We start from the raw sequence: 22,851 nt of genomic DNA on the forward strand, positions 1-22,851 counted from the left end.
GAATAAATGTCAGATGTTATTCAAATTTTCGACCGCCGTGAATTGTTTTGGGATGAGTATCTAATCAATAAAGAAGAAACTACTGCGACGCTGAAGCTGCACAAGCTTCAGGCTAAAGAAGTGGTCATCGATCACAACGAGCCATGGGAAGGGAATGGAAGTGATTTCCATTGCATCCTTAAGGATGATGGGTTCTACCGCATGTATTATCTGGGTTGGGAAGCATTGGGTTCAGGTGAAACCGCACATGAGTCTTGTCCGATTGTCGTATGTTATGCCGAGAGTAAGGACGGAAAACAGTGGATCAAACCGAAACTGGGCATCTGTGAATTTGCGGGGTCCATGGAAAATAATATTATTCTTGATCAGGAAACCGCTAAATTTGACAACTTCTCAGTGTTTAAAGACACGAATCCAGAATGTCCCAAAGATGAGCTTTATAAAGGACTTGGTATTGATGGCTTTGAGATTAAAGGCAATGACCACTATTTATGGTGTTTTACAAGTGCCGACGGTGTTCACTTTAAAAAAGCGTGGCGGGTAACAAATCACGGGAAATTTGATACACTAAATGTCGCTTTCTGGGATAAAAATACAAATCAATACTTTGGTTACATTCGTGATTTCCATGATGTACCGGGCGAGGACTTGAATGCAGGCATCAGGGATATTCGCTGGATGGTATCCAAAGACTTTAAAAGTTGGACCATTCCCGTCTTGCTCGATTTTGGCGAAGGTGATGACTATCCACTTTATACCAATGTTGTTCAGCCCTACTATCGTGCGGATCATATGTTTGTTGGTTTCCCGTCACGTTATGTGGAAAAGAAAGAATGGACCGCGAACTATGATCAGCTTGCTGGTGTAGCTGGACGCAGAAAACGCATGAAACTAGCTCCTCGTTATGGGCTCACCCTTACCGATTGCGTCTTTATGTCTTCACGTGATGGAGAGAAGTGGAAGCGTTGGGACGAAGCGTTTATGACACCAGGACTGGAGCATGAATATAACTGGGTCTATGGCGACTGTTATCCCGCACTTGGCATGATCGAGACCGAAAACGACCGCTCCTATGCTCCGAATGAGCTTTCGATGTACGTCTTTGAAAATCATTGGGCTGAAATATCCKCGAAGCTGCGGCGTTTTACCATTAGAATAGATGGATTCGTATCCTACCATGCAACATATAAGCCATGTAAAATAGTTACGCAACCATTTATATTTAAGGGCAGAGAATTAACGATAAACTTCGCGACTTCTGCTGTTGGTTATATTAAAATTAAGCTCATCAGTGACGAAAAAACACTCCAATCGATTGAGATGTTCGGTGATCGTCTTGATAAAACGGTGATTTTTGAAGACAGCGATGTTGCATCATTGGCTAATAAACAAGTTATTATGGAAATAACGATGAGTGATGCCGATCTGTATTCTTTTAAATTTAACAAATAGGGAAAGTGAAATGGAGGTATATATTTCGTAAATTATTACCCACTTCATCTCGGAATGTATTATGAAAGGGCTCCTGAATCGAAAGGATTAAGGAGTTCTTTGTTTTGAACGCTTACGTTTACCCTTGTATTATCCTAATTTTCAGACGAACACCGGATTTTTTACAACACTGCTTCCAATCTTACAATTCTCTTTTTCCTTAGATAAAGCGATAATTTATTTAAAAGGAATGTATAGATAATCATAGAAGATAGCCGCATTTACAAAACGGGAGCATAGCCATTTATGAATATTAGAATAAGGGTGTATCACTATATCACTACAGGTTTCCTTTTTGGTTGCGAGCGTTTACAACATGAACGTCTTTCTCAAGCAAACTATCGATATTTCGGCCGCCCGAACTGGTCCGTATCCCAATTAAAACGAAGCCAAGCCTTCAGCGGGGATAGAATTTGGTATGTCGTATGGAGATTTACGAACGATACGAATGACAGTCCGCCGCTTGTATTGTGGGGGATCCTGTAATTTCATATAATTCAGGAGGAAGAATGAGACAACAACAATGGATTGATATACAAGAGAACGGTATTTATATGAATGTGGAGATTACTGAAAGCGGGGATGTGCGGTTGTTGCATCTCTCGCCTTGTCCTTCGGACAAAAGCTTGCTTGGAACCGAAGAGGAGCGCCGTGTGTGCCGGATCGTGGAATTGCAGGTTACCGGTGAGGATCAGAATGACCATCATGCATCCAAGTATACGGGAACGATGCCGGGAAGTCGTTTGAAATATGTGAGTCACCTGGATGCATTCAATCACTTTGGACGGAAACTTGAAGTGGTATTGGAAGATGGGGCAACACTAGTTACCATTCATTATCAATTTTACAACGGCATCTCTGTCATTCGTACTTGGACGGAGGTAGCCAATCTGGATACGATGCCTCTTCCTTTGGAATATGTATCTTCTTTCACTCTGACAGCGATAGCTAAAGAGGGGGCAGGTACATGGATGAACAAAAGCCGACTGCATGTACCTCACAATACTTGGCATGGTGAGATGCAATGGAGAACAAACACATTACCCGAACTTGGACTGACCAACGCGAATGATTTCTCCATCAAGCGTCTTTCCTACAGTAATTCAGGAACCTGGTCTTCAGCGGGTATGCTACCGATGGGGTGTTTTGAGAACATTGAATGTGGCTCGGTATTGTGCTGGCAAATCGAACATAACGGTTCCTGGCATTGGGAGATAAGTGATAAGGCCAAAGATCAGCTTTATTTGCAGCTGGGGGGTCCTACGGAAAACGAGAATCATTGGTGGAAAAATCTTGAGCCGGGTGAAACATTCGTTTCCGTACCCGTGGCGATTAGCATCGTAGGCGGAGATTTTGAAAAAGGGATTGGTGAATTGACGCGTTACCGCAGAGTTATCCGTCGACAGAATGCGGATAATGCGAATCTTCCGGTTATTTTCAATGATTATATGAATTGTCTGTTTGCCGACCCGACTACAGAGAAAATCTTACCGTTAGTTGATGCGGCAGCAGAGGCAGGATGCGAGTATTATTGTATCGATGCAGGCTGGTATGCGGATGGGGAATGGTGGAGTGAAGTCGGTCTTTGGCAGCCATCAACGAAACGGTTTCCTGGCGGTTTGCAAGAGGTGCTCGACTATATCCGGTCTAAAGGCTTGATTCCGGGGTTATGGCTCGAGCTGGAGGTTATGGGCATTCATTGCTCATTAGCCTCACAGGTTTCGGATGATTGGTTTTTCATGCGCCATGGCAAGAGAGTTATTGATCACGGAAGGTATCAGTTGGATTATCGTCATCCCAAGGTGGTCCAATATGCGGATGAAGTCATTGACCGGTTGGTTGCGCAATACAAGGTTGGTTATATCAAAATGGATTACAATATTAATGCGGGAATCGGCACTGAGGTTGATGCCGACAGCTTCGGAGATGGACTGCTTCAACACAACCGGGCCTATTTGAATTGGCTTGACCGCGTATTCGTCCGTTATCCTGATTTGGTTATTGAAAATTGTGGCAGCGGCGGCTTGCGTATGGACTATGCATTGCTTGCTCGTCATAGCGTGCAATCGTTAAGTGATCAGACGGATTACCGCAAATTTGCTGCGATAACGGTTGCTGCTCCTACTGCGGTAACCCCTGAGCAAGCGGCAGCCTGGTCTTATCCGCTCAAGGACGGGGACGAAGAAGATGTTATTTTCAACATGGTGAACTGCATGCTAATGCGTGTGCATCAAAGCGGACATTTAGCGGACATCGCACCGAATCGTTTTAAGCTGGTTCGTGAAGGGATTTCCTACTATAAGAGCATCCGAACACATATTCCGCAGGCGATACCCTTTTGGCCGATCGGATTGCCTAAACATGGGGATTCCTGGCTTAGTCTGGGACTACGCTGTGGAGAGAAGGCTTATGTTGCCGTATGGCGATTGGAGGGCGGGGCGAAAGAGTTGAAACTGCCCATTCCTGAACTGCGGGGCAAACAGGCATTGGTTCGTTGCGGCTACCCCCAGCACGCGGGTTGCAACTGCCATTGGAGCCGGCAGGAGGGTATATTAACTGTTATAATTCCGACAGAATTTGCGGCACGGATATTTGAATTACAGTAGCTATATGAGTATTGGAACCCATCTGATACGCTCCTGGGGTCTGGTGATATTTTACAATGATGTAGGGGAAGAACCTGTCGAAGAGCCGACCTTTACGATAAACACATTGTTTAAGGTTGGCAACACGAGCAACATGAAAGCCTTCATCGGATTAGCCGCAAACGTCAATTAACAAAGCAACCCAAGTGATTGAATTACTGATTTCTTGTAAGCGGCGAGCATTGGTGAAATATATAAGTACCGGTTACTGATCCGAACGGGAATGAAGACTATGACAAGCTCGTGTGGGACCCGGTTGGTTCACAGGAGCAATTGGAGCTGCGGCGGAAATAAACGGATCAGCAGCTTCGAGGATGGATCTTTCCGGCCATACGAGATGATCACCAGAGAGGAAATGGCGATAGTCGTATCGGAAGCGTTAACATTCGCTGGCAAACTCGCTACCCTGGCTGACAAGCTTAATCACCAGCTATCTGCCTTCAAGGATAAAGCGGCTATTAGCTCATGGGCGCAGGTTTCTGTAGCGCAAATGGTTTAGTCAGGTACGATGACAGGAATTACTAATGACACATTTGCTCCGATAGACCTGGCAAGCCCGATTGGAAAATCAGTGAATTCAATGAAAATAAATAATACAACAAATTTTAAAAAGCGCTACAACCGGATCACAACGAAAACACTTTAATGGGCGCGTTTGGACCTATTCATATTATATTGATTGTTATTGTTGCTTTGTTACTGTTTGGACCGAGTAAAAATTCGCTCGCTCTGAGAAGTTAAACTTACAAGAAGCACTATACAGTGAAGTTACTGCAGAAGAGAAAATTAGAGAAAAGCCCACAGGAAAACCGCAGATCACCAGAATGAACTAATGATAAGTAAGGTTGGTGAAATGATGCAAGACGATGCAATGTCTTTAGTCGAGCATTTGGGTGAATTACGCAAACGGATTTTTTGGATAGTTGCTGTACTTGTGCTGGGGATGATCGGAGGTTTTTTTGTAGCTAAGCCTATACTTATTTATCTTCAAGAAGCCTCCCCTCTTGCCGATGCAAGTTGGCATGCTTTCTCACCTTGGGACGGAATAAGGGTTTATATGCAGGTATCCTTTATCCTTGCTTTAGTCGTTACAGGTCCTGTTACGTTGTATCACCTTTGGTCATTTGTTAAACCAGGTCTAAGTAAAAAAGAGCAGAAGGCAACGATCGGTTATATTCCTTATTCCGTTTTTTTATTTTTAGTTGGTTTAGCTTTTGCCTATTTTGTGGTTTTCCCCCTGACTTTTAAATTCGCCTCAGGATTGAATGAAAGCTTGGACATTACAGAAACGTACGGTGTTACCCAATATTTTTCATTTATGTTTAACATTATACTGCCTATCGCATTGTTATTTGAATTACCTGTGGTGGTCATGTTTCTTACACGGCTTCGTTTGGCTAATCCGCAGCGACTTCGTAAATTACGGAAATATGCTTACATGACGCTTGTTATTCTCTCAACGATTGTTACTCCACCCGATGCAATCTCAGCGATCATTGTCGCCATTCCACTTATTATTCTCTACGAGATCAGCATGCTGCTTTCTGGAGTGGTTTATCGGAAGCAGCTGGCGAAAGACCGTATCAGGGAAGCGGGATATGGAGTGTAGTTGTTCGTCCAGCGGAGATTAAAAAGCAACATGGTGCAAGGTATTCAAGCTATATGCAGGAATTTCGCCGACTGAATACCGGGAGCTGGCTTGGAATCGCAATAAGAAAACGGAGAATAAAAGCTTAATCCCATTGAACGGCGATGGTTGATTAAGCTTTTATTCATTAAGTATTTCCGTGTCTATTTCACACGAATAACTCATTATTTTCCTGATAGTAATCGCATTTTTACAATGTATMTGACAATTGTGTGATTGAAGAGAAATTGACTTTACCCTTAAGATAAGGTTGTAAACAAAGTAAAATATACTTAAGAAAGCAGTTCCACAAGTATTGTTAACGGGTGTCGATGATTGCTTCGCAATACTGTATGGCAAAAGCTATTTAAACGAAAGGGGAAGATTGAAATGAAACTGAGTTTAGGACGCTTCTAAACCATTCTTTCATTTTTATTGAGAAAGCTTCAATCAATTTCTCAAATGCAAACGTTTCCAATCTGTCTTATGGCGATGCATCGGCCATTCAGATCACAATGTTACCCATTATTTGCGTGTATCCGTTTATATGGAATATCTTGTTAAATGGATGACGATTGATTCGAGCGAGGGTTACGTAATGGCAACTCGCAGATCAAACTGCTGTCGTCATCAAATGATTGCTACAGGTGATTTATCGAATAATCCATTTAGCAATTTCCATCAAAATTACGGGAGGAATAACAATGTTAGATGAAAAGGAAATGACCGATAAACAAGCCCCGGAACAGGAGAAAAGTATGATCAGCAGGCGGAAGCTACTCGCTTCCTTAGGAATGGCGGGGATTGCACTCGGTTCAACAGGGTTGATTAACACAGCTTTTGCTACACCTAATGCTGATCAGGCTGACAGCCGTACGAAAGTGAAAGATTTATTGGAAATGAATGTGGTTGTATCGAAAACGATAGCAGATTTAAGGGCTAACCCGCAGCTTAATGCGGATAATATCTATTTTATTTGCGATGACGAACAGGAAGGACCGTTTCGATACGATCCGTCTGATACGACTTCTTTGGATAATACAGGTACTGTTCTCGTATCGACGGCTGGTGCCAGATTTAAGCGTATTTATAATGGAGCAGTAAATGTGAAATGGTTTGGGGCCAAAGGAGACGGCGTAACTGCCGCGGATCAAGCATTTCAGATAGCTATAGACGCTGCGGATTGGGTTTATGTTCCTAATGGAAATTATCTATTTGCAAATTCAGTAGAATTAACCAATAACAAAAATATATTTGGAGAATCAAGAGGTGGCACGAAAATTATTAAAAGGAACACAATCCAGAACAACTATGGGTTCGATTCGGCCATTACGGTAAAAATTGCTCCAATTTTCGTATCCCCGTTATCCATTAAGAATTTGACAATAACCGGTGATTACGAAGCGAACAAATTTCAACGGGGCAATGGAAGTATAGGAGTTCATCTGAATAATTCCTATCATTTTTATTTTGAGAATGTATTAATTGAAAATTTTGAGTTTGGGGTTAAGGGGAAATCTGTCTTTGGAGGGGAATRCAGGTCATTAGGGATTAACAACTGCTTTTACGGCTTTTATGCGGATCCTCTTGAAGATGGTAGTGCCGGTTCTGCTTGTACTTCTTTATATTTTGACGCTTTAAAAATCGACGACTGCATGGTTGCTTTTAGGGTAGTTAATCTTGTTTACTCTCAATTAAGGGGATATATTCAAGGTACAAGCACACATGCAAACAAGTGTCCTGCTGATCATATGCCTATTGCTCTTGATTTACCATCTGCCATTTCTGTAAACGTAAAATTTGGTATGGAGTGGCATGACGGTGTTGCTTTAAGATGTAGTGGCATTATCGAAGCCGAAATATTGGAATTTAGGCAAGATTATGAATATTTCTATCGAGACGCAAACAGAACGAATATACCATTTGAAGAGCAGGCTATTTTCAGTATTAGTGGTCCATCCTCTGCCGTTACCATAAAAAACGTTCCCTTGGATTATACGACGCTGGCGGGTTGGCCAGATCGCAGACCGTATGGAGATGCTATATTCTATTTGCAAAGCGGGGCCAAACTCAAATTGGATGGAGGCTATTTTGGATTAAACACACCTGCTTATCATATAGTTAATCCATCAACTAGTATCGATAACATTGTATCTGTTGGACAACTGGCCTTAGGAATCCCCATACAAAATCAATTTAACGGAAGATCGACTGTTGGAGGTGAAAATCAGCGTATAGATTCGGGGACTGTGGAAACCACAGGATCTTCAATTGAAATTACCTTGCCGGATTCATCTGAGTATTCGAGGATTGATTATGTGCATGCCATTATTCAGACTCCTACGCATGGCAGGAGTTGTGCTATCCATCCCATAACTGTAAGTGGATTTACAATCAAACCTTACGAAAATGACGGGTCCGTAATGGGGGTTGGTTGGCTGGTAAGATGGATAGCGGTTAGAAGTGTTTAATATCATTGAATACAAAGGGACGACATGTATTAAATGGCTGCAAGCGGGCTGCAAACACTACCAGAACCGTTGTGCAGTGGAATATCTTTTCTAAGCTTGTACAATGAAGAAGCAGGACGGGAGTTAGGAGGCGAATGAGATGGCGACAATAGGGACTTCAGGTATCATTCTGATCGGTATCGTTGCTTTACTACTATTTGGGCCAAGCAAACTGCCGGAACTTGGCAAAGCTTTCGGCAGTACGCTGAGAGAGTTCAAGAAGGGTACGAAAGAACTGCTGGGCGATAGCAAAACAGACACTGGAAAACAGCACGAATTGGAGTAGAGGAAAGGAGCTAGTGGGATCGATGAAACTTCCGACTTATTTGCTGCCTCGAACGGTATGCGTGGGGATGGTCATCATCACTTTGCTTGTAGGAGGACTTCCTGGGGCAGCGCAAGCGGACAGCAGCACTTCAAGCATTGTAGTGGGAAGAGGGCCACATGCCGCAGCGGTCAATCCGCTAACGAGCAAGATCTATGTGGCTAATGTCACCAATGATAGCGTGAGTGTGATCGATGATACGTATCACAGTGTGGAAACCATTGAGGTGGGAACCACCCCTTATGCGGTGGTCGTGAATTCGGTGACAAACAAAATTTATGTGGCCAATGCGGATAGTGATAATGTCACTGTTATCGATGGTACGACGAATAGTACCGTCACCGTGGATGTTGGAAGTATTCCTTTTGCAGCAGCAGTAAACACGGAGACTAATAAAATTTACATTGCCAACTTGGGCAGCGATGATGTGACAGTCATCGATGGGGTGACGAATGACACGGTTACTGTCGATGTCGGAGAAAGCCCATTTGCGCTGACAGTCAATCCAATTGCGAACCGGATCTATGTAGCGAACGTGGATAGCGATAATGTATCGATAATTGATGGTACAAACGATACGGTCATAACTACACTGCCAGCAGGATTGGGTCCGAATGCGATAGCAGTCAACCTGCTGACAGGTTATGTGTATGTGACAAATTTATATAGCAGCAGTGTCACCATCATCGATGGCACTACGGACAGTACTTCTACTATAACCGTAGGAACAACTCCGAATGCGGTTGCGGTTAATGAAGTGACGGGTAAGATTTATGTTGTAAATGACAGCAGTAACGATGTGTCGGTGATTGATGGAACCAGCAGTATGGTTGTAAGCACCCTGCAAACGGGAATGGGTCCGAATGCACTGGCCATTAATTCTGCTGCAAACCAGATTTACGTGGCTAACTACGACAGTAATGATGTAACAGTGATTGATGGAAGCACTGAGATGATTACGACTGTGCCGGTAGGGACAAACCCTATTGCTATAATAGTCAATCCGCTATCAGGCAGCGTTTATGCAGTCAATTTCAACAGCAACGAAATAACCGTATGGGCAGAAGAAGCGGTAAAAGCTGCGTATTAAGATGCTCTAACAGTTAGCGAAGGCAGTCTCAGCCCAGCATTTCATCCGGGAAAAGACGTATACACAGTTCATGTTAGAAATGAGGTCACAATGTGATAGTGACGGCGTCGACCTATGATCCGACTGCTTCCGTTTCGGTAACAGCTTAACGATTTACAGGATCATTGGTCGAAATCCGATGTAGAACAGCTTGCCTCCAAGCTTATTGTTCAGGGAATGACGGATTCAAGCTTTGCAACAGAGCACAAAGTTACCCATGCGGAATTCATCGCTATGATAACTAGAGCACTGGGGCTTGAAGAAAAACCGTTACTTGCCAAAGAGTTTCGTGATATTAACGAATCCGATTGGTTCGCAGGAGCAGTTGGAGCAGTGGCGGAAGCGCAACCGATCAGTGGCTTCGAGGATGGATCTTTCCGGCCTAACGAGACGATCACCAGAGAGCAAATGGCAATAGTCGTATCGGGGGCGTTAACATTCAATAGTAAACCCGCTGCCGTGGCTGGCAAGCTTAATCCCCTGCTGTCTGCCTTCAAGGATAAAGCGGCTATTAGCTCATGGGCGCAGGTTTCTGTAGTGCAAATGGTTGAGTCAGGTATGATGACAGGAATCACAGACGACAAATTTGCTCCAAAAGACCTGGCAACAAGCGCGCAAGCCAATGTTATTATCAAACGGCTATTGCTCCATATAAGATTTATCAATTAATACTAAGCCATGCTGTAAGAGAAGCAGGTTCACGAGTTAGAACGGAAATTCTGTCAGAAAAGCAATAATAGTAGCAGGTCTCCATCCAACGATGGTCTGCGTAAACCGACGAGTAGCCATGGATGAGCTTTGCTTTTTCCCCTTCTACTTGGGAAACGTCATCCATGACAGCTCTGCGGCTTATTTCAAGGACATCTATTACTTTGGTCATGTGCTTTATGGTGTGCATCAATTGCACGACGCAGTCGCCGAATGCTACCTGCTTGCCTATAATGCATCAGATGGGTGTAATATAAATTGTAGAAACACTACTTAAGAAAGGAGCTTCACAAGTATTGTGAACGGGGCCAGATCATAACGAAAACACTTAAGAAGAGGAGTTGAAGCAAATGTTAAGCTCAATTGGACCGATGGGGTTTATCATGATTATATTTGTTGCTTTGTTACTATTCGGACCGAGTAAGCTGCCGGAATTAGGAAAAGCCTTCGGCAAAACATTAAGGGAGTTTAAAAACGGAACCAAGGACATTATGAATGACGATGATGAAGCACCACAAGCACAATCGGGACCGCGTAAAGAAATCCGCTCGGAGAAGGAAAATGTGCAAGAAGCTCAATACAGTGAAGTTACTGCAGAGGTAAAATTAGAGAAAAAAACACAGGAATACCGCATATCACCAGATCCAGAATGAACTGAAGATAGATTAGGTTGGTGAAATGATGCAAGACGATTCAATGTCTTTGGTCGGTCATTTGGGCGAATTACGCAAAAGGATTTTTTGGATAGCTGCAGTACTCGTACTGGGGATGTGGTATGCTCAAGATCAWGGTAGGAGATTAGCGGAATTGTCCTGTCTATTTGTACAGGACAATTCCGTTATTATTCTATGTTTCTGTCCAATAGAAAAAACAACTTGTTAAGAACTGCTCGCTTTCTTATGACTTAATAGATAGTGGAGGTATTTTCTAATGTAAACTGAACTAAGATATTCCAGGGATATCCCATGATGTAAAGCATATTATTTAATACTACCTTAATAGGCTTGCTGCGTGTTTAGACTAAACCCTCGTAAATTACAAGTTCATTTTCAGGCTAGATGAATTTTAGTTTGACATAAGGATATAAAAGGGATAATCTGAATCTACAATAAATTGGTAATACCATACTATCTCGTCGAATTATCAAAGGAGTAAAAACATGAATGTCATGGATATGTTTCAGCTCGGCAAGAAGGTTGCGATCGTCACAGGCGGTTCTGGCTTATATGGAGAGCATATTTCAAGCGCATTGGGTGAAGCCGGCGCGTTGGTCATTGTTGCTTCGCGTGGGGTTGAGCAATGTGAGAAGTTAGCGCAGGTACTCAGGAACAAGGGCCATGAGGCTGTTGCGAGACGGTTGGATCTGGCTGATGAGCAGAGCATCGAGGAGTTTGTAACACAGACGATAACGGAATTCGGTCAGATCGACATCCTGATCAACAATTCCGTATCCCGAACAGGGTTAAATGACATCGAACAAACGACGTCGGCCGGATGGTTGCAAGCCCAGCAAGTCAATGGTTTGGGTGTCATGCTGCTGACGAAGGCCGTCGTATGTACGATGCGGGAACGGCAGGAAGGGAACATTATTAATATTTCTTCTATTCAAGGGATACTGGGACCTCATTTTCCCGTCTACGGGGACAGCGGAATGACTAGCGGAATTGAGTATACCTACGCCAAGTGGGGAATCGTCGGGATGACGAAGTGGCTTGCCAACTATTACGGTAAATACAATATACGGGTCAATTGCATCTCCCCTGGTGGCTATAATCCGACGAACACCGAGCACGAAATATCATCTGACGAATTCTTGCAAAGATATCTGGAACGCACACCTCTGGGAAGAATGGCTGATGAGGATGATATTAAGGGAGCTGTCGTCTATCTGGCATCCCAAGCTTCCAAATATGTAACCGGACACAACTTGGTTCTCGACGGGGGATGGAGCAGTTGGTAAATGATGAACTCGCCTACAGTCGGATCAACGGTTTAGTTTTGTCCAGAATGATGCTAGGTACAGCACAGCTCGGCTTAAGCGGTTATGGAATCAACAACCAGAGCCATAACGTGGATGCGAATGCTTTGTTAAGCGCCTGCGAGCAGACCGGAGTGAAATGCTACGATACAGCCTATGAATACGGGGATGCTGAGCTTAAGCTGGGGAATTACTTCAAGGACAAGGAAACGCCGTTTATCGTCTCCAAGCTGAAGATCGATATGGATCTAACAAGCGAATTGGAGATTGAAAGTCAGATGGTTCATAAGACCGAAGCAATTTTGGAACGGTTACAATTAAGCTCGCTACCGGCACTGATGGTTCATAATCCGGACATGCTAGATAAGTATAGAGGTTCGATTACGAAAGTCATGAAAAAGCTGCAAAATAATGGTCTCATCCGAAGAGGAGGTATCTCGCTGGGTGCCGTTCCTGTAGTCCAATATGATGCGATTTCCGATCTGATCCGGGATGACATCTATGAGGTAGTACAAATTCCGATGAATTTGTTCGATCGAAGACTCGTCGAATGTGGGGCAGTGCAACAATTYAACCAAGGCGGGAAAATCATCGTCGTCCGGAGCGTATATTTGCAAGGATTATTTTTCATGAGTCAACAGACGATTCCGGAGAAGCTTCGACAAGACGCGGGTCCCTTGCTGGAGAAGCTGAGAGAGTTGGCTGATTCAGAGCAAATATCGATTGCCCAACTCGCTATTTCTTATATTCGTGACATGGAAGGTGTGCATTGCCTTGTCATCGGGGCGGAGAGCAAGGGGCAAATAGACGACAATCTGAGTTTGATGAAGGGACCCGGAATATCGGAAGCAACGAGAGAGAAAATAGATCGAACGTTCGTGGATATTCCGGAAAAAGTGATAACTCCTGCCATGTGGATCCAATAGGCTCCAAGTGATCGCTCGGTACAGATCAGGGAGCATTGACTTGTTTTTCACGAATAGGGTAGTATGAGATAATTGGTATTACCATGAGATCTATGTTGGAGGGAAATATGGAACCGTTAGCTCAGGACGAATATCGGATGTTAAGCCAGTTGGCTTGCGATAAGATTAAAGGTTACATAGCCGACAATCATCTTAAGGCAGGAGACAGACTCCCTACCGAGAGAGAGTTTGCGGAACAGCTGGAAGTGAGCCGACCTGTCATCCGGGAAGCGTTGGGAACACTCGAGGCGTTAGGTTTGATCGTGAAGAAACAGGGGAAGGGAATCTATATCAAGGATCCGAATTTCTCTGTTTTGTTTCATGAGATGATGGGAGTCTGGCAGCAGGATGAGAGTAGCTTCGATCAGGTGCTACATTTCCGCATTTTGCTTGAGCTAGCCTCCGTGGAATCGATTATTGAACAGGCAGAAGAGGCAGATTTCGAGCGGTTATATGCGTTAATTGCCCAATCGGAGCAAGAGGCGACAACGATAAGTGAATTTATTAAGCTGGATTACCTCTTTCACCGGGAGCTACTTAGCTTGACTCGCAACCAKCTGTTCTCTCAGCTAACCGATGTCATTAATAAGTATTTTCATTTGGTAGAGACGAGCAAGCTTAAGGATGGAAATTTTCCCGGGAAGTCTGAAACGATTCGGCAGCACCGGGACATTGTCCAATCGTTGCAAGCGAGAGATAAGGAGAAAGCAGCGCAATTGCTGAGAATGCATTTGACCGGTAAGAGGGTGGACGCATGAAGCCGTTGAAGCGGATGAATCTGAAGGATGTTGTTGTAGAGAAGCTGCATAAACATATCGTGGAGCATCAGCTAGTACCTGGAGATCGATTCCTGAACGAGAAGGAAATCATTGAGCTTGTTGGAGTCAGCCGGACTGTCGTACGCGAAGCGTTAAAAGCGATGGAAGCGGTAGGTGTGCTGCTCATTAAACCGGGCGATGGTGTTTATGTGAGCGAATCCTCGATGCAGCATCTTGTCAGTCAGTTTTCTTTCCGATGGTCACGGGATCAATCTAGGATGCTGGAGCTGCTGGAGACGCGGATTATGCTGGAGCTGTCGGCCATTGAATTGATCGTTAAGCGATTGAACGCAAAGTCGGTCCTCCTGACCGTCGAATTTAATGAGCTGGACATGTGCATTGAACAAATGACAAGAGCCATTAGGCTTAAGCACCCTATAATGGAAGAGGATATCGCGTTTCACCGTACGTTGTTCAAGATGACGGGTAATCAAACCTTCTATGAGCTGAGTGAAGTCATCACCCAATATTTCAATGAGGTCAGAGAGAGCCGGATGTCAGAAGCGGATGGTTATGGCCATACACTCCTCGAGCATTCTCAAATCGTGGAGTATCTCAAGCAGAAGGATATGGATGGTGCCAAGAAGGTAATGGTTAAACATCTGAGTCCGTTGAAAGAGATCATTTTGGATGGACAGTATTAAGCAGTCAGATAAGAGAGAGTGAGAGGGGATGTGAGCGAGGCCCTTCTCTTACTAAAATGGTAATACCATAATATATTTATGTTTCATAATATAGAGTTTAAAGGAGCTGCCTATGACTCGTTCAACTAAGCAGGGAATATGGAAATACGCGGATAAGTTGCCCAACGTATCAGAGGAAAATCAGATTTCTCTCGGCGAGGGTAGATCGCCACTCATCAAAAGTGTGCGCATCGGTGAAGAACTGGGGCTCACGAACTTATACTTTAAGCTTGAATCGTTAAATCCAACGGGTTCATACAAGGACCGAATTTCAGCACTTGGCGTTTCATTGGCGAGGGAATACGGGCGTACCGCTTGTACGGGAACGACAAGCGGAAATGCTGGAGGGTCGATTGCGGCTTATGCGGCAAGAGCGGGTTTGGCGTACAACGTATACGTCCAGGAAAATATCGTAGCGTCGAAATTGGAGCCGATGATCATTCATGGAGCTAACATCGCGAAGGTACAGGGGTTCGGTTTCAGTCCAGAGATTGGGAACCGCGTATTTGCCAAGGTGCTCGAAAATGCTGGCAAGAACAATTGGGAGCTTTTAATTACGGCTTACGCTTTCGCCCCTCTGGCGATGGAAGCCGTGAAGACGATTGCTTATGAATTAGCAGAGGATCTAGTCGAGGAAGCTGATGCGGTATTCGTACCTGTTGGCGGCGGAGGACTGTTAACCGCCATATACAGGGGATATTCCGATCTGTTGGCAGAGCGGGCGATCAACCGTCTTCCCAAGCTTGTTGCTTGTCAATCGACGGGCTGCGCTAACGTGGCGAAGGCTTGGGAGGCTGGTCTTAATAAGCCAGTAGACGGGGAGTCAACATCGAGGATTTCTGGGATTCAGGTACCTAATCCACCCGACGCCATTCAGGTTCTGCAAGCGATACAAATGAGCGATGGATTCGCTGAAGCGATCATCGACGAGGAAACTTGGTTTTGGCAGGAGCAGATGGCTGTCAAGGAAGGTATCTTCTGCGAGCCGGCGGGAGCTATCGCTATGGCCGGTGTAGCACAGGCGCTTAAAGAGGGACGAATCAGCAAAGATTCCAAAGTCATATGCATCGTCTCGGGTGCCGGTTACAAGGATACGGATCGTATGGGGACACTGGTCAGTCAGGCTTCACCGGTTCCTACTATTATGGCGGATGAGATGTAAGCAATAGGGAGGGGGAGCTTGAATGGCGGAAATACGATTGGGTATTGTCGGTTTAGGAAGATTTGCCAAGCTTCATATAGAATGTCTGCAGCAAATTCCATCGGTAAATATTGTGGCCATATGTGACATTCGCTCTGAGCAGGTCGAGGCTATGGCACAAGAGCTGAAGTGCAACGGGTATACGGACATACAGGAAATGCTTCGTTGTGAAGCTCTGGATGCTCTTGATGTTCTAACACCGGAGTCGTATCACTACGAAGCTGTGATGACCGGATTGGAAGCGGGCTGTCATGTATTCGTGGAGAAGCCACTGGAGTGCGATCTGACTCTGGCCGAGCAGATGATTCGGTTCGCAACGGAACAAGGAAAGCTGCTGATGGTCGGACATGTCACGCGATTTGATCCGCGCTATATCAACATGAAGCAATCCATAGAGAGAGGTGATATCGGTCGTATTCGTTCCATCTACGCAAGGCGAAGTGATAAGCGAGAATACTTCGGGCTCTATAAGCGAACACCTGTCGTATTTATTTTAGGTGTCCATGATATCGATCAAATTTTGTGGTACAAAAATGAGCTTCCGGTCGAGGTTTACGCCAAACGATCATCCTCTGCTGAAGGTGAGGATATGGTGTGTGCGATGTTGACCTTCCAAGACGGATCGGTTGCGATGATGGACAGCAACTGGTTAGCACCTAAGTGCTGGCCAGCGCCCCAGGACCAATTTACGCAAATTATGGGGGACAAAGGGTTATTACGAATGCAAAATCCCGATCAGGCATTCAGTGTCTGCTCTGATGAGCTGTATGATTTTCCCTACATGTACGCGAACCGCAATATAAATGGCAAGCTGGAAGGGGCTTTATTATCGGAGTTGAGCCACTTTGCGGATTGCATACTCACTTCTAAGCCTTCTACTATACTCCGTCCAGAAGATGCCCTGAATGTTATCCGCGTAGCAACGGCTATCAACCGGTCCTCTGAGCAGGGAGTGCCAGTGCTGGTCAGCTCGGTTACCACCTGATGCGCGTCCGAGATCGTATTTATTGGATCGGTAGCGGTCTTCTCGGCATGAATTCGACCGATGAGCTGGACTGTAACGTTTACTTATTGGATGGAGGCAGTGAGCTGGCGATCATCGATTGCGGAACGGGTTATGGGGTGCCGAACATGATGGATGAATTGCAAAGGGATGGTTTCGCCGTGCATGACGTTCACTATATCCTATTGACCCATGCACATATGGATCACGCTGGCGGAGCTTCAACGATGCAGCGCTTGACGGGGGCCAAAGTCGGAGCCTCCGAATTAACTGCACGGCTCGTTGAAGTAGGAGATGAAGAAGCCATTGGGTTAACTCAGGCAAGAGAAGTGGGTGTGTACCCTCAGGACTGTAGCTTTACACCATGCTTAGTGGACTTGAAGCTGCAGGGCACGGATCGTATTACAGTTGGTGAGCTTACGCTGGAGGTGATTGAGACTCCTGGTCATAGCCGCGACATGGTCAGTTACTATTGTCCAGAGCTGAAAACTCTGTTCAGTGGAGACAGCATATTCGTAGGGGGACAGATCGCGGCGATCCCTACGAAGGACTTTTCTATGGAGCAATTATCAAGTTCATTATCGATCTTGGAGCAGTTGGAAGTGGAGAGCTTAATGCCGGGACATCATGTGCCTGTCGTGAGGAATGGCGGCAAGCCAATCCGTCAGGCCGTGGAAGCTTTCGTGCGGGATGATGTGCCGCAAAGCATTGTGTAGACAATAGGATTGGTTTTGGACAAATAAACGAAATAAGGGAGAGTTTACGATGAACAGCAGCTTTTACCCAGCATTAGGGACACCGTTGGATCAGGATGGAAATGTTATCATGAATAGTTTAGTCAAGCATGTGGAAGACCAGGTCAATAAGAAGGCAGAAGGTCTGCTTGTTATGGGTTCGATGGGTATTCAGCCAGTCATTAAAAACAGCGAATATGCCAAGGTAGCCGAAATTTCAGTGGAAGCGGCGCGGGGCGCTTGCCCGGTTTACGTTGGAGTTATGGATAACTCGATTGCTCGGGTAAGAGATCGAATCGACAGTTTGAAGGAGCTACAGCTTGATGGGGTCGTGGCAACTCTTCCCTTTTATTTTCAATCCTCACAGGAGGAAATGAAAGTCTTCTATCGCGCTTTAGCAGATTCGTCACCTTTCCCTTTGTATTTGTATGACTTGCCTGGCGTTACTCAATGTAAGACCCAAGCTTCTACCGTTATTGAGCTGATGTCACATCCGAATATAGCAGGAATCAAATCGGGAGACATAGCACTTGCTAGGGTGCTAAGCCGCAAGGTATCTGAGATCGATACGCACTTCAAGGTCATTTACAGTGGATTGGATACCTTCGATGTCGCCTATGGCTATGGAATTACGAGAAATTTGGATGGGATGTTCAGCTGTACGGGGGCTATTACAGAGACTATGTATACTGCATTAAGTGAAGGTAACCGTGAACTAGCTGCACAATGTCTAGATCAGATTGTTGGCCTTAGGAATGTGTTCATCGAGGTGGGCGTGTTCCCGGGCTTTACCCATGCGATGAATTTACTTGGCTTTGAGGGTTGTTTCCATCCGGACTACGCAACTGACCTAAACCCGCAACAAGCAGATAAAGTGAAGAGCTATATGCAGCAGATCAAGTTGATCTAAACAAGCTTCAATAAGGATCACGGAAGGAATGAGCGATGATGAAGTGTATTGAGGCACAAAGCTTCCAGCTTGAATCGTATCCCCACGCCGCGAATGAACAAAAGAATCTTACCTTTCAATACGATGAGGGGATGAATGCGGAAATTCCCTTACATATTATTCGAGGGATCAAGCCGGGGCCAGTATTATTAGTTCTTGCGGCTGTGCATGGGGATGAATACGAGGGAGTACAAACGGTCATTGAACTGGGACGTATGCTGTCTCCCGATGATATTCGCGGTACCCTGCTCATGGTGCCGATCGCGAATCCCTTTGCTTATCGGGTTGCAGATCGGTTAACTCCTGAGGATGGGCGTAATCTAGCACGTGAATTCCCGGGAAATCCTAGTGGAACCGTGACAGAGCGGCTGGCTTGGCATCTAGGAAGCTGCTTGATAGAGAAAGCCGACTTTATGCTGGACCTGCATAGTGGAGGAACTTATTACGATGTGCCTGAATTAGTAGGCTATTACGATAATGATAACGAAGAGATAGGTAGACGTTCCAAGGCCGCCGCTGAAGCCTTCGGAATGGAGGTGCTATGGGGGCATGCCGAAGTCACACCGGGTCGGACGGTCTCACATGCTACGGATCATGGGATTCCTTGGCTCTATACCGAAGCTTCAGGAGGAAGACGTATTAAGAGGGAGGAACAGCTTCATTTTCGCAACGGTGCACTGCGGTTGATGGATCACCTGGGGATGCTGATACAGCCGGAAAAATGGATAACGAATGTGATGCCTCTAATACGTCATCGACTAACGGGCAATGGAAACTTTGATGGTTCCATTATATCGGAGCGAGAAGGATTTTTTGTTCCATCTGTTGTGTTACTGCAGAAGGTTCGACGAGGGGACAGCGTCGGAATTGTGTATGACACCTTTGGGGAGATTGTACAGGTATTTGAAGCGGTTTGTGATGGAGTCATCGTAGGTTTAGCAGGAACTCCGGCCATTAAGTCGGGATCTATTATTTATTTGATTACGCAAGAGCAAGAACAATAGGAATGGAGAGATGAGCGATGATCTTCGGAGATCTGAACGATTGGAAGCAAGAAGAAGGAGCATTCTCGCCCGCCATACGCCAAGCGATGGAGGTTCTCCAAGGCACGGATTTTACGAAGCTTGCGCCTGGAAAATATGAAATCGACGGAAACCGAATGTTCTACATGGTCAGCGAGAGCACAACCCGCGATCGGCAGGAATTGAAGGCGGAATCCCATCAGTCCTATATGGATATCCAGTATATCGTCGATGGGGAGGAGAAAATCGGTTTTACCCGCTTGACGGATGAACAGATTATTATCCAAAATTTACTTGAATCAGACGATACACTTCTCTATGATAATCTGTTTGATGAGATGGAGCTGATCTTGCGAGCGGGCACTTATGTGATGTTCTTTCCTGCGGATATTCATCGCCCCGGTTGGAAAGTGCAAGAGCCGTCCAAGATTAAGAAGGTCGTTATCAAGATTAAGCTCGATTGATCAGAATTGATATGTTCCACCTGACCTAATCTAGATTTGAAGGGATGATTAACCGATGTCAAAAGCTATTCAAGTTAATGAAGCTCCGCAATTTCCACTTCCGTTCTCACATGCGATTGTTGCGGGGGATTTCGTCTATGTTTCCGGTCAAGTCGGTGTTGATCCCGCCACTAGTAAAGTTGTAGGTGATACTATTGAGGAGCAAACTCGGCAATGCCTGCGTAACATCGAGATTATTCTTGAGAAAGCGGGACTTACACTGGATCATGTAATTAAAGCGAACGCATATGTAAGTCGTACTGAGGACTTCCCAGGCTATAACAAAACCTATGCTGAAGTATTTAGTCAGCCTTATCCTACACGGACTACAGCACCTGTTAACCTAGGAGCTTATTTGGTAGAGATTGATGTTGTCGCTTACTCTCCCGCTAAACGGGGGTAAGTCAGAGCAGTATTAGCTAGGGAATGAGTCTCGCTGATTCTCTTTCTCTTTTCCACTCGGAAGGGTACACACCAAATTTACGTTTAAATTCGCCGCTGAAATGATGGATACTACCAAATCCACATTCGGCGGCTACTTCTTTAATGGGCATATCCGAGGTGTCCAAATAGGTTTTGGCCGCTTTCATACGCAATTGTAGCAAATATTGAATAGGAGTAAACCCGGTCTCAGCTTTGAAATGTTTGATTAGGTAAGTAGACTGGTAGTTAGCAATTTCGGTTAATGATTGCAGAGATATCGAGTGCTTATAGTTGGTTTCCATATGAAGTGCAAGTGCCTTGATGACATCTTTGCTTAAATTATAACGTGAAGGGTCTGCTTCTTTCTTGTAGGAGGTTAATCGACTCTGTACGAATAATAAAATTTTTTGAACATCAAGCATCATGAGCTTCTGCCCGAACGGCTGGGACAAGAACGAGGAGTTTAAGTTAGGAGCAATGCTATCGATACAGTGTTGCATTGCATCGGACAGCACATGGTCATCGTTATCGCTACTGCACTGTAATCTATTACAGAGCAAAATATGTTGTAAGTCGGGGAAGTCCGGCTCACAATCTTGCAGTTCAATGTACCAGAAGTTTGCTTGCTGGGACAGGATCGTAAGATCATGCGGTGTATTGGCTGATATGAGAAATAAAGAGCTAGATTGAATGTTATAATCATTGCCTAGCCAACGCATTCGGTAACTTCCTGATGAGAGATAGAGCAGCTCGGCGGCAGGGTGGATTCCACCTGTTCTGACCTGTGATGGGGCTTGATGGACGACGACTCCGTAGTTTCTTATCCTCATGGGAAACACCCTCTTTTGTGTTGGAGTTATTTTTTATAAATGAATAAACTAAATTATGACTGTGAAAGCAAGAATATATTGTTTGATTTATATTTCGAGTTATATTTTATAAATACATTATAGAACCTGATTCTTATAAATGGAATGTATCACCAGGTTCTCAGACGAGGTGTCGAGGAGCGTTATCCAGGTACCGTTATTAATGTTATTAACTCCGGCGTTAGCGGGGATTCGATTGTCCCGTCACGTTCCCGGTGGGAGCGAGACCTCTTCATGTATAAGCCGGATCTCGTGACGATTTGCTTCGGACACAACGATGCCCATAACCGTGAAGAGGGGCTTCCTGCATTTGTCCAGTCGATTAGTGAATTGATAACACGAATCCGCCAGGAGACAGAAGCGGAAGTACTTCTCATGACTCCATATAAATACGGGCATGAACCGACTTGGCGAGTCCTATTTGAATGAGGAACGGATTTGGTCTATGTATCGAAATAAAAACCTTCAAGTAATGGGTACTTTTAGTCATCTGACCTCGGCTGATAGTCAGCAGCAGGAAGATCTAGACTATACCAGTCTTCAGCTAGAGCGATTTGATAGAGTGGTTCATCAGGCGGCATTGAGTGGTTGTCAGCTGGGACAGCTGCATATTCAGGGCAGCTACGGTATTTTGAATTATTCTGAATTGAGTTATGATATCGCGCGTCCTGGCACTTCCCTTTACGGATTGCTGAGCGACGAGAGCGATGAGGGTATGTTAAGATGTTGAACTTCGCCCTGTCTTATCACTCAAGGCGAGAGTGACGCTGGTGAAAAACGTTCGTGCAGGCGATCCGATTGGTTATGGCTCCTGCTACACGCCATCAAGTGACAGTGAAATTGCAACCGTGTCGATTGGTTATGCGGATGGTATCCCGAGGGAGCTATCAAATAGCGGCGGGTGTGTAATTATTCGAGGTCAGCGAGCACGAATTGTCGGTAAGATATGTATGGATCAGATGATGGTGGATGTAACATTAATAGAAGGCGTGTGTCAGGGAGATACGGCAACGCTGATTGGACAAGATGGTCAAGTGAGTATTACAGCTGGGGAGATCGCGAAGCGAGTAGGAACAATCACAAATGAAGTAGTTAGCGCACTCGGCAGTAGGTTGGAGAAAGTATATTTTTAAAAATATGATCTCGTATGGGTACATTGGTTATTATTTCTTAAGAAACAAAGAATGGAGTAATCTAATTATATGTTATGCTAGTGAGTACAACTAAACGTTGTACTTTTTTTATTGGGGATCGAGAATTTGCCACAA

The 22,851-nt window shown here is 44.9% G+C and carries 25 protein-coding genes and 3 pseudogenes; 27 read left to right on the forward strand and 1 reads right to left on the reverse strand.

The annotated features are described in order from the left end of the window. Positions 1-6 precede the first annotated feature (6 nt). The 24 genes and pseudogenes from AC1DWN_RS03985 to AC1DWN_RS04100 all read left to right on the forward strand — a co-directional run bounded on the left by AC1DWN_RS03985 (position 7) and on the right by AC1DWN_RS04100 (position 20,694). On the forward strand, positions 7-1,452 hold the full coding sequence (locus AC1DWN_RS03985) for a hypothetical protein (RefSeq protein WP_477557645.1): 1,446 nt from the start codon (positions 7-9) through the stop codon (positions 1,450-1,452). Positions 1,453-1,737: 285 nt separating this feature from the next. Then, positions 1,738-1,977: a hypothetical protein gene (locus tag AC1DWN_RS03990; RefSeq protein WP_477557646.1), complete on the forward strand. Its 240-nt coding sequence runs from the start codon at positions 1,738-1,740 to the stop codon at positions 1,975-1,977. Positions 1,978-2,000: 23 nt separating this feature from the next. Beyond that, positions 2,001-4,097, forward strand: coding sequence for a glycoside hydrolase family 36 protein (locus AC1DWN_RS03995; protein WP_477557647.1), 2,097 nt, complete (start codon positions 2,001-2,003; stop codon positions 4,095-4,097). Between the two features lie 271 nt (positions 4,098-4,368). Continuing rightward, positions 4,369-4,635: an S-layer homology domain-containing protein gene (locus AC1DWN_RS04000; protein WP_477557648.1), complete on the forward strand. Its 267-nt coding sequence runs from the start codon at positions 4,369-4,371 to the stop codon at positions 4,633-4,635. Positions 4,636-4,781: 146 nt separating this feature from the next. Further along, positions 4,782-4,877, forward strand: coding sequence for a twin-arginine translocase TatA/TatE family subunit (locus AC1DWN_RS04005; protein WP_477557649.1), 96 nt, complete (start codon positions 4,782-4,784; stop codon positions 4,875-4,877). 91 nt (positions 4,878-4,968) lie between these two features. Continuing rightward, the gene (tatC, locus tag AC1DWN_RS04010) at positions 4,969-5,745 is read left to right on the forward strand and encodes a twin-arginine translocase subunit TatC (protein ID WP_477557650.1); all 777 of its coding nucleotides are present in this window, start codon (positions 4,969-4,971) and stop codon (positions 5,743-5,745) included. Positions 5,746-6,467: 722 nt separating this feature from the next. Then, positions 6,468-8,234 (forward strand): glycosyl hydrolase family 28-related protein, encoded by a 1,767-nt coding sequence (locus tag AC1DWN_RS04015; RefSeq protein ID WP_477557651.1) that lies wholly within the window; start codon positions 6,468-6,470, stop codon positions 8,232-8,234. A gap of 139 nt (positions 8,235-8,373) precedes the next feature. Continuing rightward, positions 8,374-8,559, forward strand: coding sequence for a twin-arginine translocase TatA/TatE family subunit (locus tag AC1DWN_RS04020; protein WP_477557652.1), 186 nt, complete (start codon positions 8,374-8,376; stop codon positions 8,557-8,559). A 22-nt stretch (positions 8,560-8,581) separates the two neighbouring features. Next, complete coding sequence (locus AC1DWN_RS04025; RefSeq protein ID WP_477557653.1) at positions 8,582-9,688, forward strand: YVTN family beta-propeller repeat protein; 1,107 nt, start codon at positions 8,582-8,584, stop codon at positions 9,686-9,688. A gap of 159 nt (positions 9,689-9,847) precedes the next feature. After that, positions 9,848-9,946: pseudogene (locus tag AC1DWN_RS04030) on the forward strand (S-layer homology domain-containing protein); the annotation flags it as partial. Positions 9,947-9,961: 15 nt separating this feature from the next. Continuing rightward, positions 9,962-10,396, forward strand: a complete 435-nt coding sequence (locus AC1DWN_RS04035; protein WP_477557654.1) for an S-layer homology domain-containing protein — start codon at positions 9,962-9,964, stop codon at positions 10,394-10,396. A gap of 33 nt (positions 10,397-10,429) precedes the next feature. Further along, positions 10,430-10,522: pseudogene (locus tag AC1DWN_RS04040) on the forward strand (hypothetical protein); the annotation flags it as partial. A gap of 263 nt (positions 10,523-10,785) precedes the next feature. Continuing rightward, positions 10,786-11,088 carry a twin-arginine translocase TatA/TatE family subunit gene (locus tag AC1DWN_RS04045; protein WP_477557655.1) on the forward strand — a complete coding sequence of 101 codons (303 nt, stop codon included), beginning with the start codon at positions 10,786-10,788 and terminating at the stop codon, positions 11,086-11,088. A 506-nt stretch (positions 11,089-11,594) separates the two neighbouring features. Further along, positions 11,595-12,395, forward strand: a complete 801-nt coding sequence (locus AC1DWN_RS04050) for an SDR family NAD(P)-dependent oxidoreductase (protein ID WP_477557656.1) — start codon at positions 11,595-11,597, stop codon at positions 12,393-12,395. Continuing rightward, the gene (locus AC1DWN_RS04055) at positions 12,389-13,339 is read left to right on the forward strand and encodes an aldo/keto reductase (protein WP_477557657.1); all 951 of its coding nucleotides are present in this window, start codon (positions 12,389-12,391) and stop codon (positions 13,337-13,339) included. Before AC1DWN_RS04050 ends, AC1DWN_RS04055 begins: the two co-directional genes overlap by 7 nt. Positions 13,340-13,446: 107 nt before the next feature. Next, positions 13,447-14,136, forward strand: coding sequence for a FadR/GntR family transcriptional regulator (locus AC1DWN_RS04060; protein ID WP_477557658.1), 690 nt, complete (start codon positions 13,447-13,449; stop codon positions 14,134-14,136). Next, entirely contained in the window at positions 14,133-14,840 is a 708-nt protein-coding gene (locus AC1DWN_RS04065) for a FadR/GntR family transcriptional regulator (RefSeq protein ID WP_477557659.1), read from the forward strand. The genes AC1DWN_RS04060 and AC1DWN_RS04065 overlap by 4 nt, the downstream gene beginning before the upstream one ends. A 112-nt stretch (positions 14,841-14,952) precedes the next feature. Next, positions 14,953-16,041 carry a pyridoxal-phosphate dependent enzyme gene (locus tag AC1DWN_RS04070; protein ID WP_477557660.1) on the forward strand — a complete coding sequence of 363 codons (1,089 nt, stop codon included), beginning with the start codon at positions 14,953-14,955 and terminating at the stop codon, positions 16,039-16,041. A 22-nt stretch (positions 16,042-16,063) separates the two neighbouring features. Further along, positions 16,064-17,065 carry a Gfo/Idh/MocA family protein gene (locus AC1DWN_RS04075; RefSeq protein WP_477557661.1) on the forward strand — a complete coding sequence of 334 codons (1,002 nt, stop codon included), beginning with the start codon at positions 16,064-16,066 and terminating at the stop codon, positions 17,063-17,065. After that, entirely contained in the window at positions 17,065-17,799 is a 735-nt protein-coding gene (locus tag AC1DWN_RS04080) for an MBL fold metallo-hydrolase (protein WP_477557662.1), read from the forward strand. Before AC1DWN_RS04075 ends, AC1DWN_RS04080 begins: the two co-directional genes overlap by 1 nt. A gap of 49 nt (positions 17,800-17,848) precedes the next feature. Then, complete coding sequence (locus AC1DWN_RS04085; protein WP_477557663.1) at positions 17,849-18,727, forward strand: dihydrodipicolinate synthase family protein; 879 nt, start codon at positions 17,849-17,851, stop codon at positions 18,725-18,727. Positions 18,728-18,762: 35 nt separating this feature from the next. Next, on the forward strand, positions 18,763-19,770 hold the full coding sequence (locus tag AC1DWN_RS04090) for a succinylglutamate desuccinylase/aspartoacylase family protein (RefSeq protein ID WP_477557664.1): 1,008 nt from the start codon (positions 18,763-18,765) through the stop codon (positions 19,768-19,770). A gap of 17 nt (positions 19,771-19,787) precedes the next feature. Then, a complete protein-coding gene (locus tag AC1DWN_RS04095) occupies positions 19,788-20,252 on the forward strand; it encodes a NanQ anomerase/TabA/YiaL family protein (RefSeq protein ID WP_477557665.1) in 465 nt (154 codons plus the stop codon). Positions 20,253-20,307: 55 nt separating this feature from the next. Further along, positions 20,308-20,694, forward strand: coding sequence for a RidA family protein (locus AC1DWN_RS04100; protein WP_477557666.1), 387 nt, complete (start codon positions 20,308-20,310; stop codon positions 20,692-20,694). Between the two features lie 16 nt (positions 20,695-20,710). Here the strand turns inward: AC1DWN_RS04100 and AC1DWN_RS04105 are convergent, their stop codons facing one another. Beyond that, positions 20,711-21,544 carry a helix-turn-helix domain-containing protein gene (locus AC1DWN_RS04105; RefSeq protein ID WP_477557667.1) on the reverse strand — a complete coding sequence of 278 codons (834 nt, stop codon included), beginning with the start codon at positions 21,542-21,544 and terminating at the stop codon, positions 20,711-20,713. Between the two features lie 144 nt (positions 21,545-21,688). On the opposite strand from AC1DWN_RS04105, the gene AC1DWN_RS04110 reads away from it, so the two are divergent. The 3 genes and pseudogenes from AC1DWN_RS04110 to AC1DWN_RS04120 all read left to right on the forward strand — a co-directional run. After that, positions 21,689-22,012, forward strand: a complete 324-nt coding sequence (locus AC1DWN_RS04110; protein ID WP_477557668.1) for an SGNH/GDSL hydrolase family protein — start codon at positions 21,689-21,691, stop codon at positions 22,010-22,012. After that, the gene (locus AC1DWN_RS04115) at positions 22,005-22,313 is read left to right on the forward strand and encodes an alanine racemase (RefSeq protein WP_477557669.1); all 309 of its coding nucleotides are present in this window, start codon (positions 22,005-22,007) and stop codon (positions 22,311-22,313) included. The genes AC1DWN_RS04110 and AC1DWN_RS04115 overlap by 8 nt, the downstream gene beginning before the upstream one ends. A gap of 22 nt (positions 22,314-22,335) precedes the next feature. Then, a pseudogene (locus AC1DWN_RS04120) lies at positions 22,336-22,716 on the forward strand (alanine racemase C-terminal domain-containing protein); the annotation flags it as partial. Between the last annotated feature and the right edge of the window lie 135 nt (positions 22,717-22,851).

This window comes from Paenibacillus sp. P4_A7 (assembly GCF_056402455.1).

Bases quoted from the DNA above. Each gene is read 5' to 3' on its own strand.
- AC1DWN_RS03990 (WP_477557646.1), top strand. From the start codon at position 1,738: ATGAATATTAGAATAAGGGTGTATCACTATATCACTACAGGTTTCCTT.
- tatC (WP_477557650.1), top strand. From the start codon at position 4,969: ATGATAAGTAAGGTTGGTGAAATGATGCAAGACGATGCAATGTCTTTA.
- AC1DWN_RS04075 (WP_477557661.1), top strand. From the start codon at position 16,064: ATGGCGGAAATACGATTGGGTATTGTCGGTTTAGGAAGATTTGCCAAG.
- AC1DWN_RS04110 (WP_477557668.1), top strand. From the start codon at position 21,689: ATGTATCACCAGGTTCTCAGACGAGGTGTCGAGGAGCGTTATCCAGGT.
- AC1DWN_RS04070 (WP_477557660.1), top strand. From the start codon at position 14,953: ATGACTCGTTCAACTAAGCAGGGAATATGGAAATACGCGGATAAGTTG.
- AC1DWN_RS04100 (WP_477557666.1), top strand. From the start codon at position 20,308: ATGTCAAAAGCTATTCAAGTTAATGAAGCTCCGCAATTTCCACTTCCG.
- AC1DWN_RS04095 (WP_477557665.1), top strand. From the start codon at position 19,788: ATGATCTTCGGAGATCTGAACGATTGGAAGCAAGAAGAAGGAGCATTC.
- AC1DWN_RS04000 (WP_477557648.1), top strand. From the start codon at position 4,369: ATGACAAGCTCGTGTGGGACCCGGTTGGTTCACAGGAGCAATTGGAGC.
- AC1DWN_RS04035 (WP_477557654.1), top strand. From the start codon at position 9,962: ATGATAACTAGAGCACTGGGGCTTGAAGAAAAACCGTTACTTGCCAAA.
- AC1DWN_RS04105 (WP_477557667.1), bottom strand. From the start codon at position 21,544: ATGAGGATAAGAAACTACGGAGTCGTCGTCCATCAAGCCCCATCACAG.
- AC1DWN_RS03995 (WP_477557647.1), top strand. From the start codon at position 2,001: ATGAGACAACAACAATGGATTGATATACAAGAGAACGGTATTTATATG.
- AC1DWN_RS04050 (WP_477557656.1), top strand. From the start codon at position 11,595: ATGAATGTCATGGATATGTTTCAGCTCGGCAAGAAGGTTGCGATCGTC.
- AC1DWN_RS04005 (WP_477557649.1), top strand. From the start codon at position 4,782: ATGGGCGCGTTTGGACCTATTCATATTATATTGATTGTTATTGTTGCT.
- AC1DWN_RS04085 (WP_477557663.1), top strand. From the start codon at position 17,849: ATGAACAGCAGCTTTTACCCAGCATTAGGGACACCGTTGGATCAGGAT.
- AC1DWN_RS04090 (WP_477557664.1), top strand. From the start codon at position 18,763: ATGATGAAGTGTATTGAGGCACAAAGCTTCCAGCTTGAATCGTATCCC.
- AC1DWN_RS04020 (WP_477557652.1), top strand. From the start codon at position 8,374: ATGGCGACAATAGGGACTTCAGGTATCATTCTGATCGGTATCGTTGCT.
- AC1DWN_RS04065 (WP_477557659.1), top strand. From the start codon at position 14,133: ATGAAGCCGTTGAAGCGGATGAATCTGAAGGATGTTGTTGTAGAGAAG.
- AC1DWN_RS04080 (WP_477557662.1), top strand. From the start codon at position 17,065: ATGCGCGTCCGAGATCGTATTTATTGGATCGGTAGCGGTCTTCTCGGC.
- AC1DWN_RS04045 (WP_477557655.1), top strand. From the start codon at position 10,786: ATGTTAAGCTCAATTGGACCGATGGGGTTTATCATGATTATATTTGTT.
- AC1DWN_RS04025 (WP_477557653.1), top strand. From the start codon at position 8,582: ATGAAACTTCCGACTTATTTGCTGCCTCGAACGGTATGCGTGGGGATG.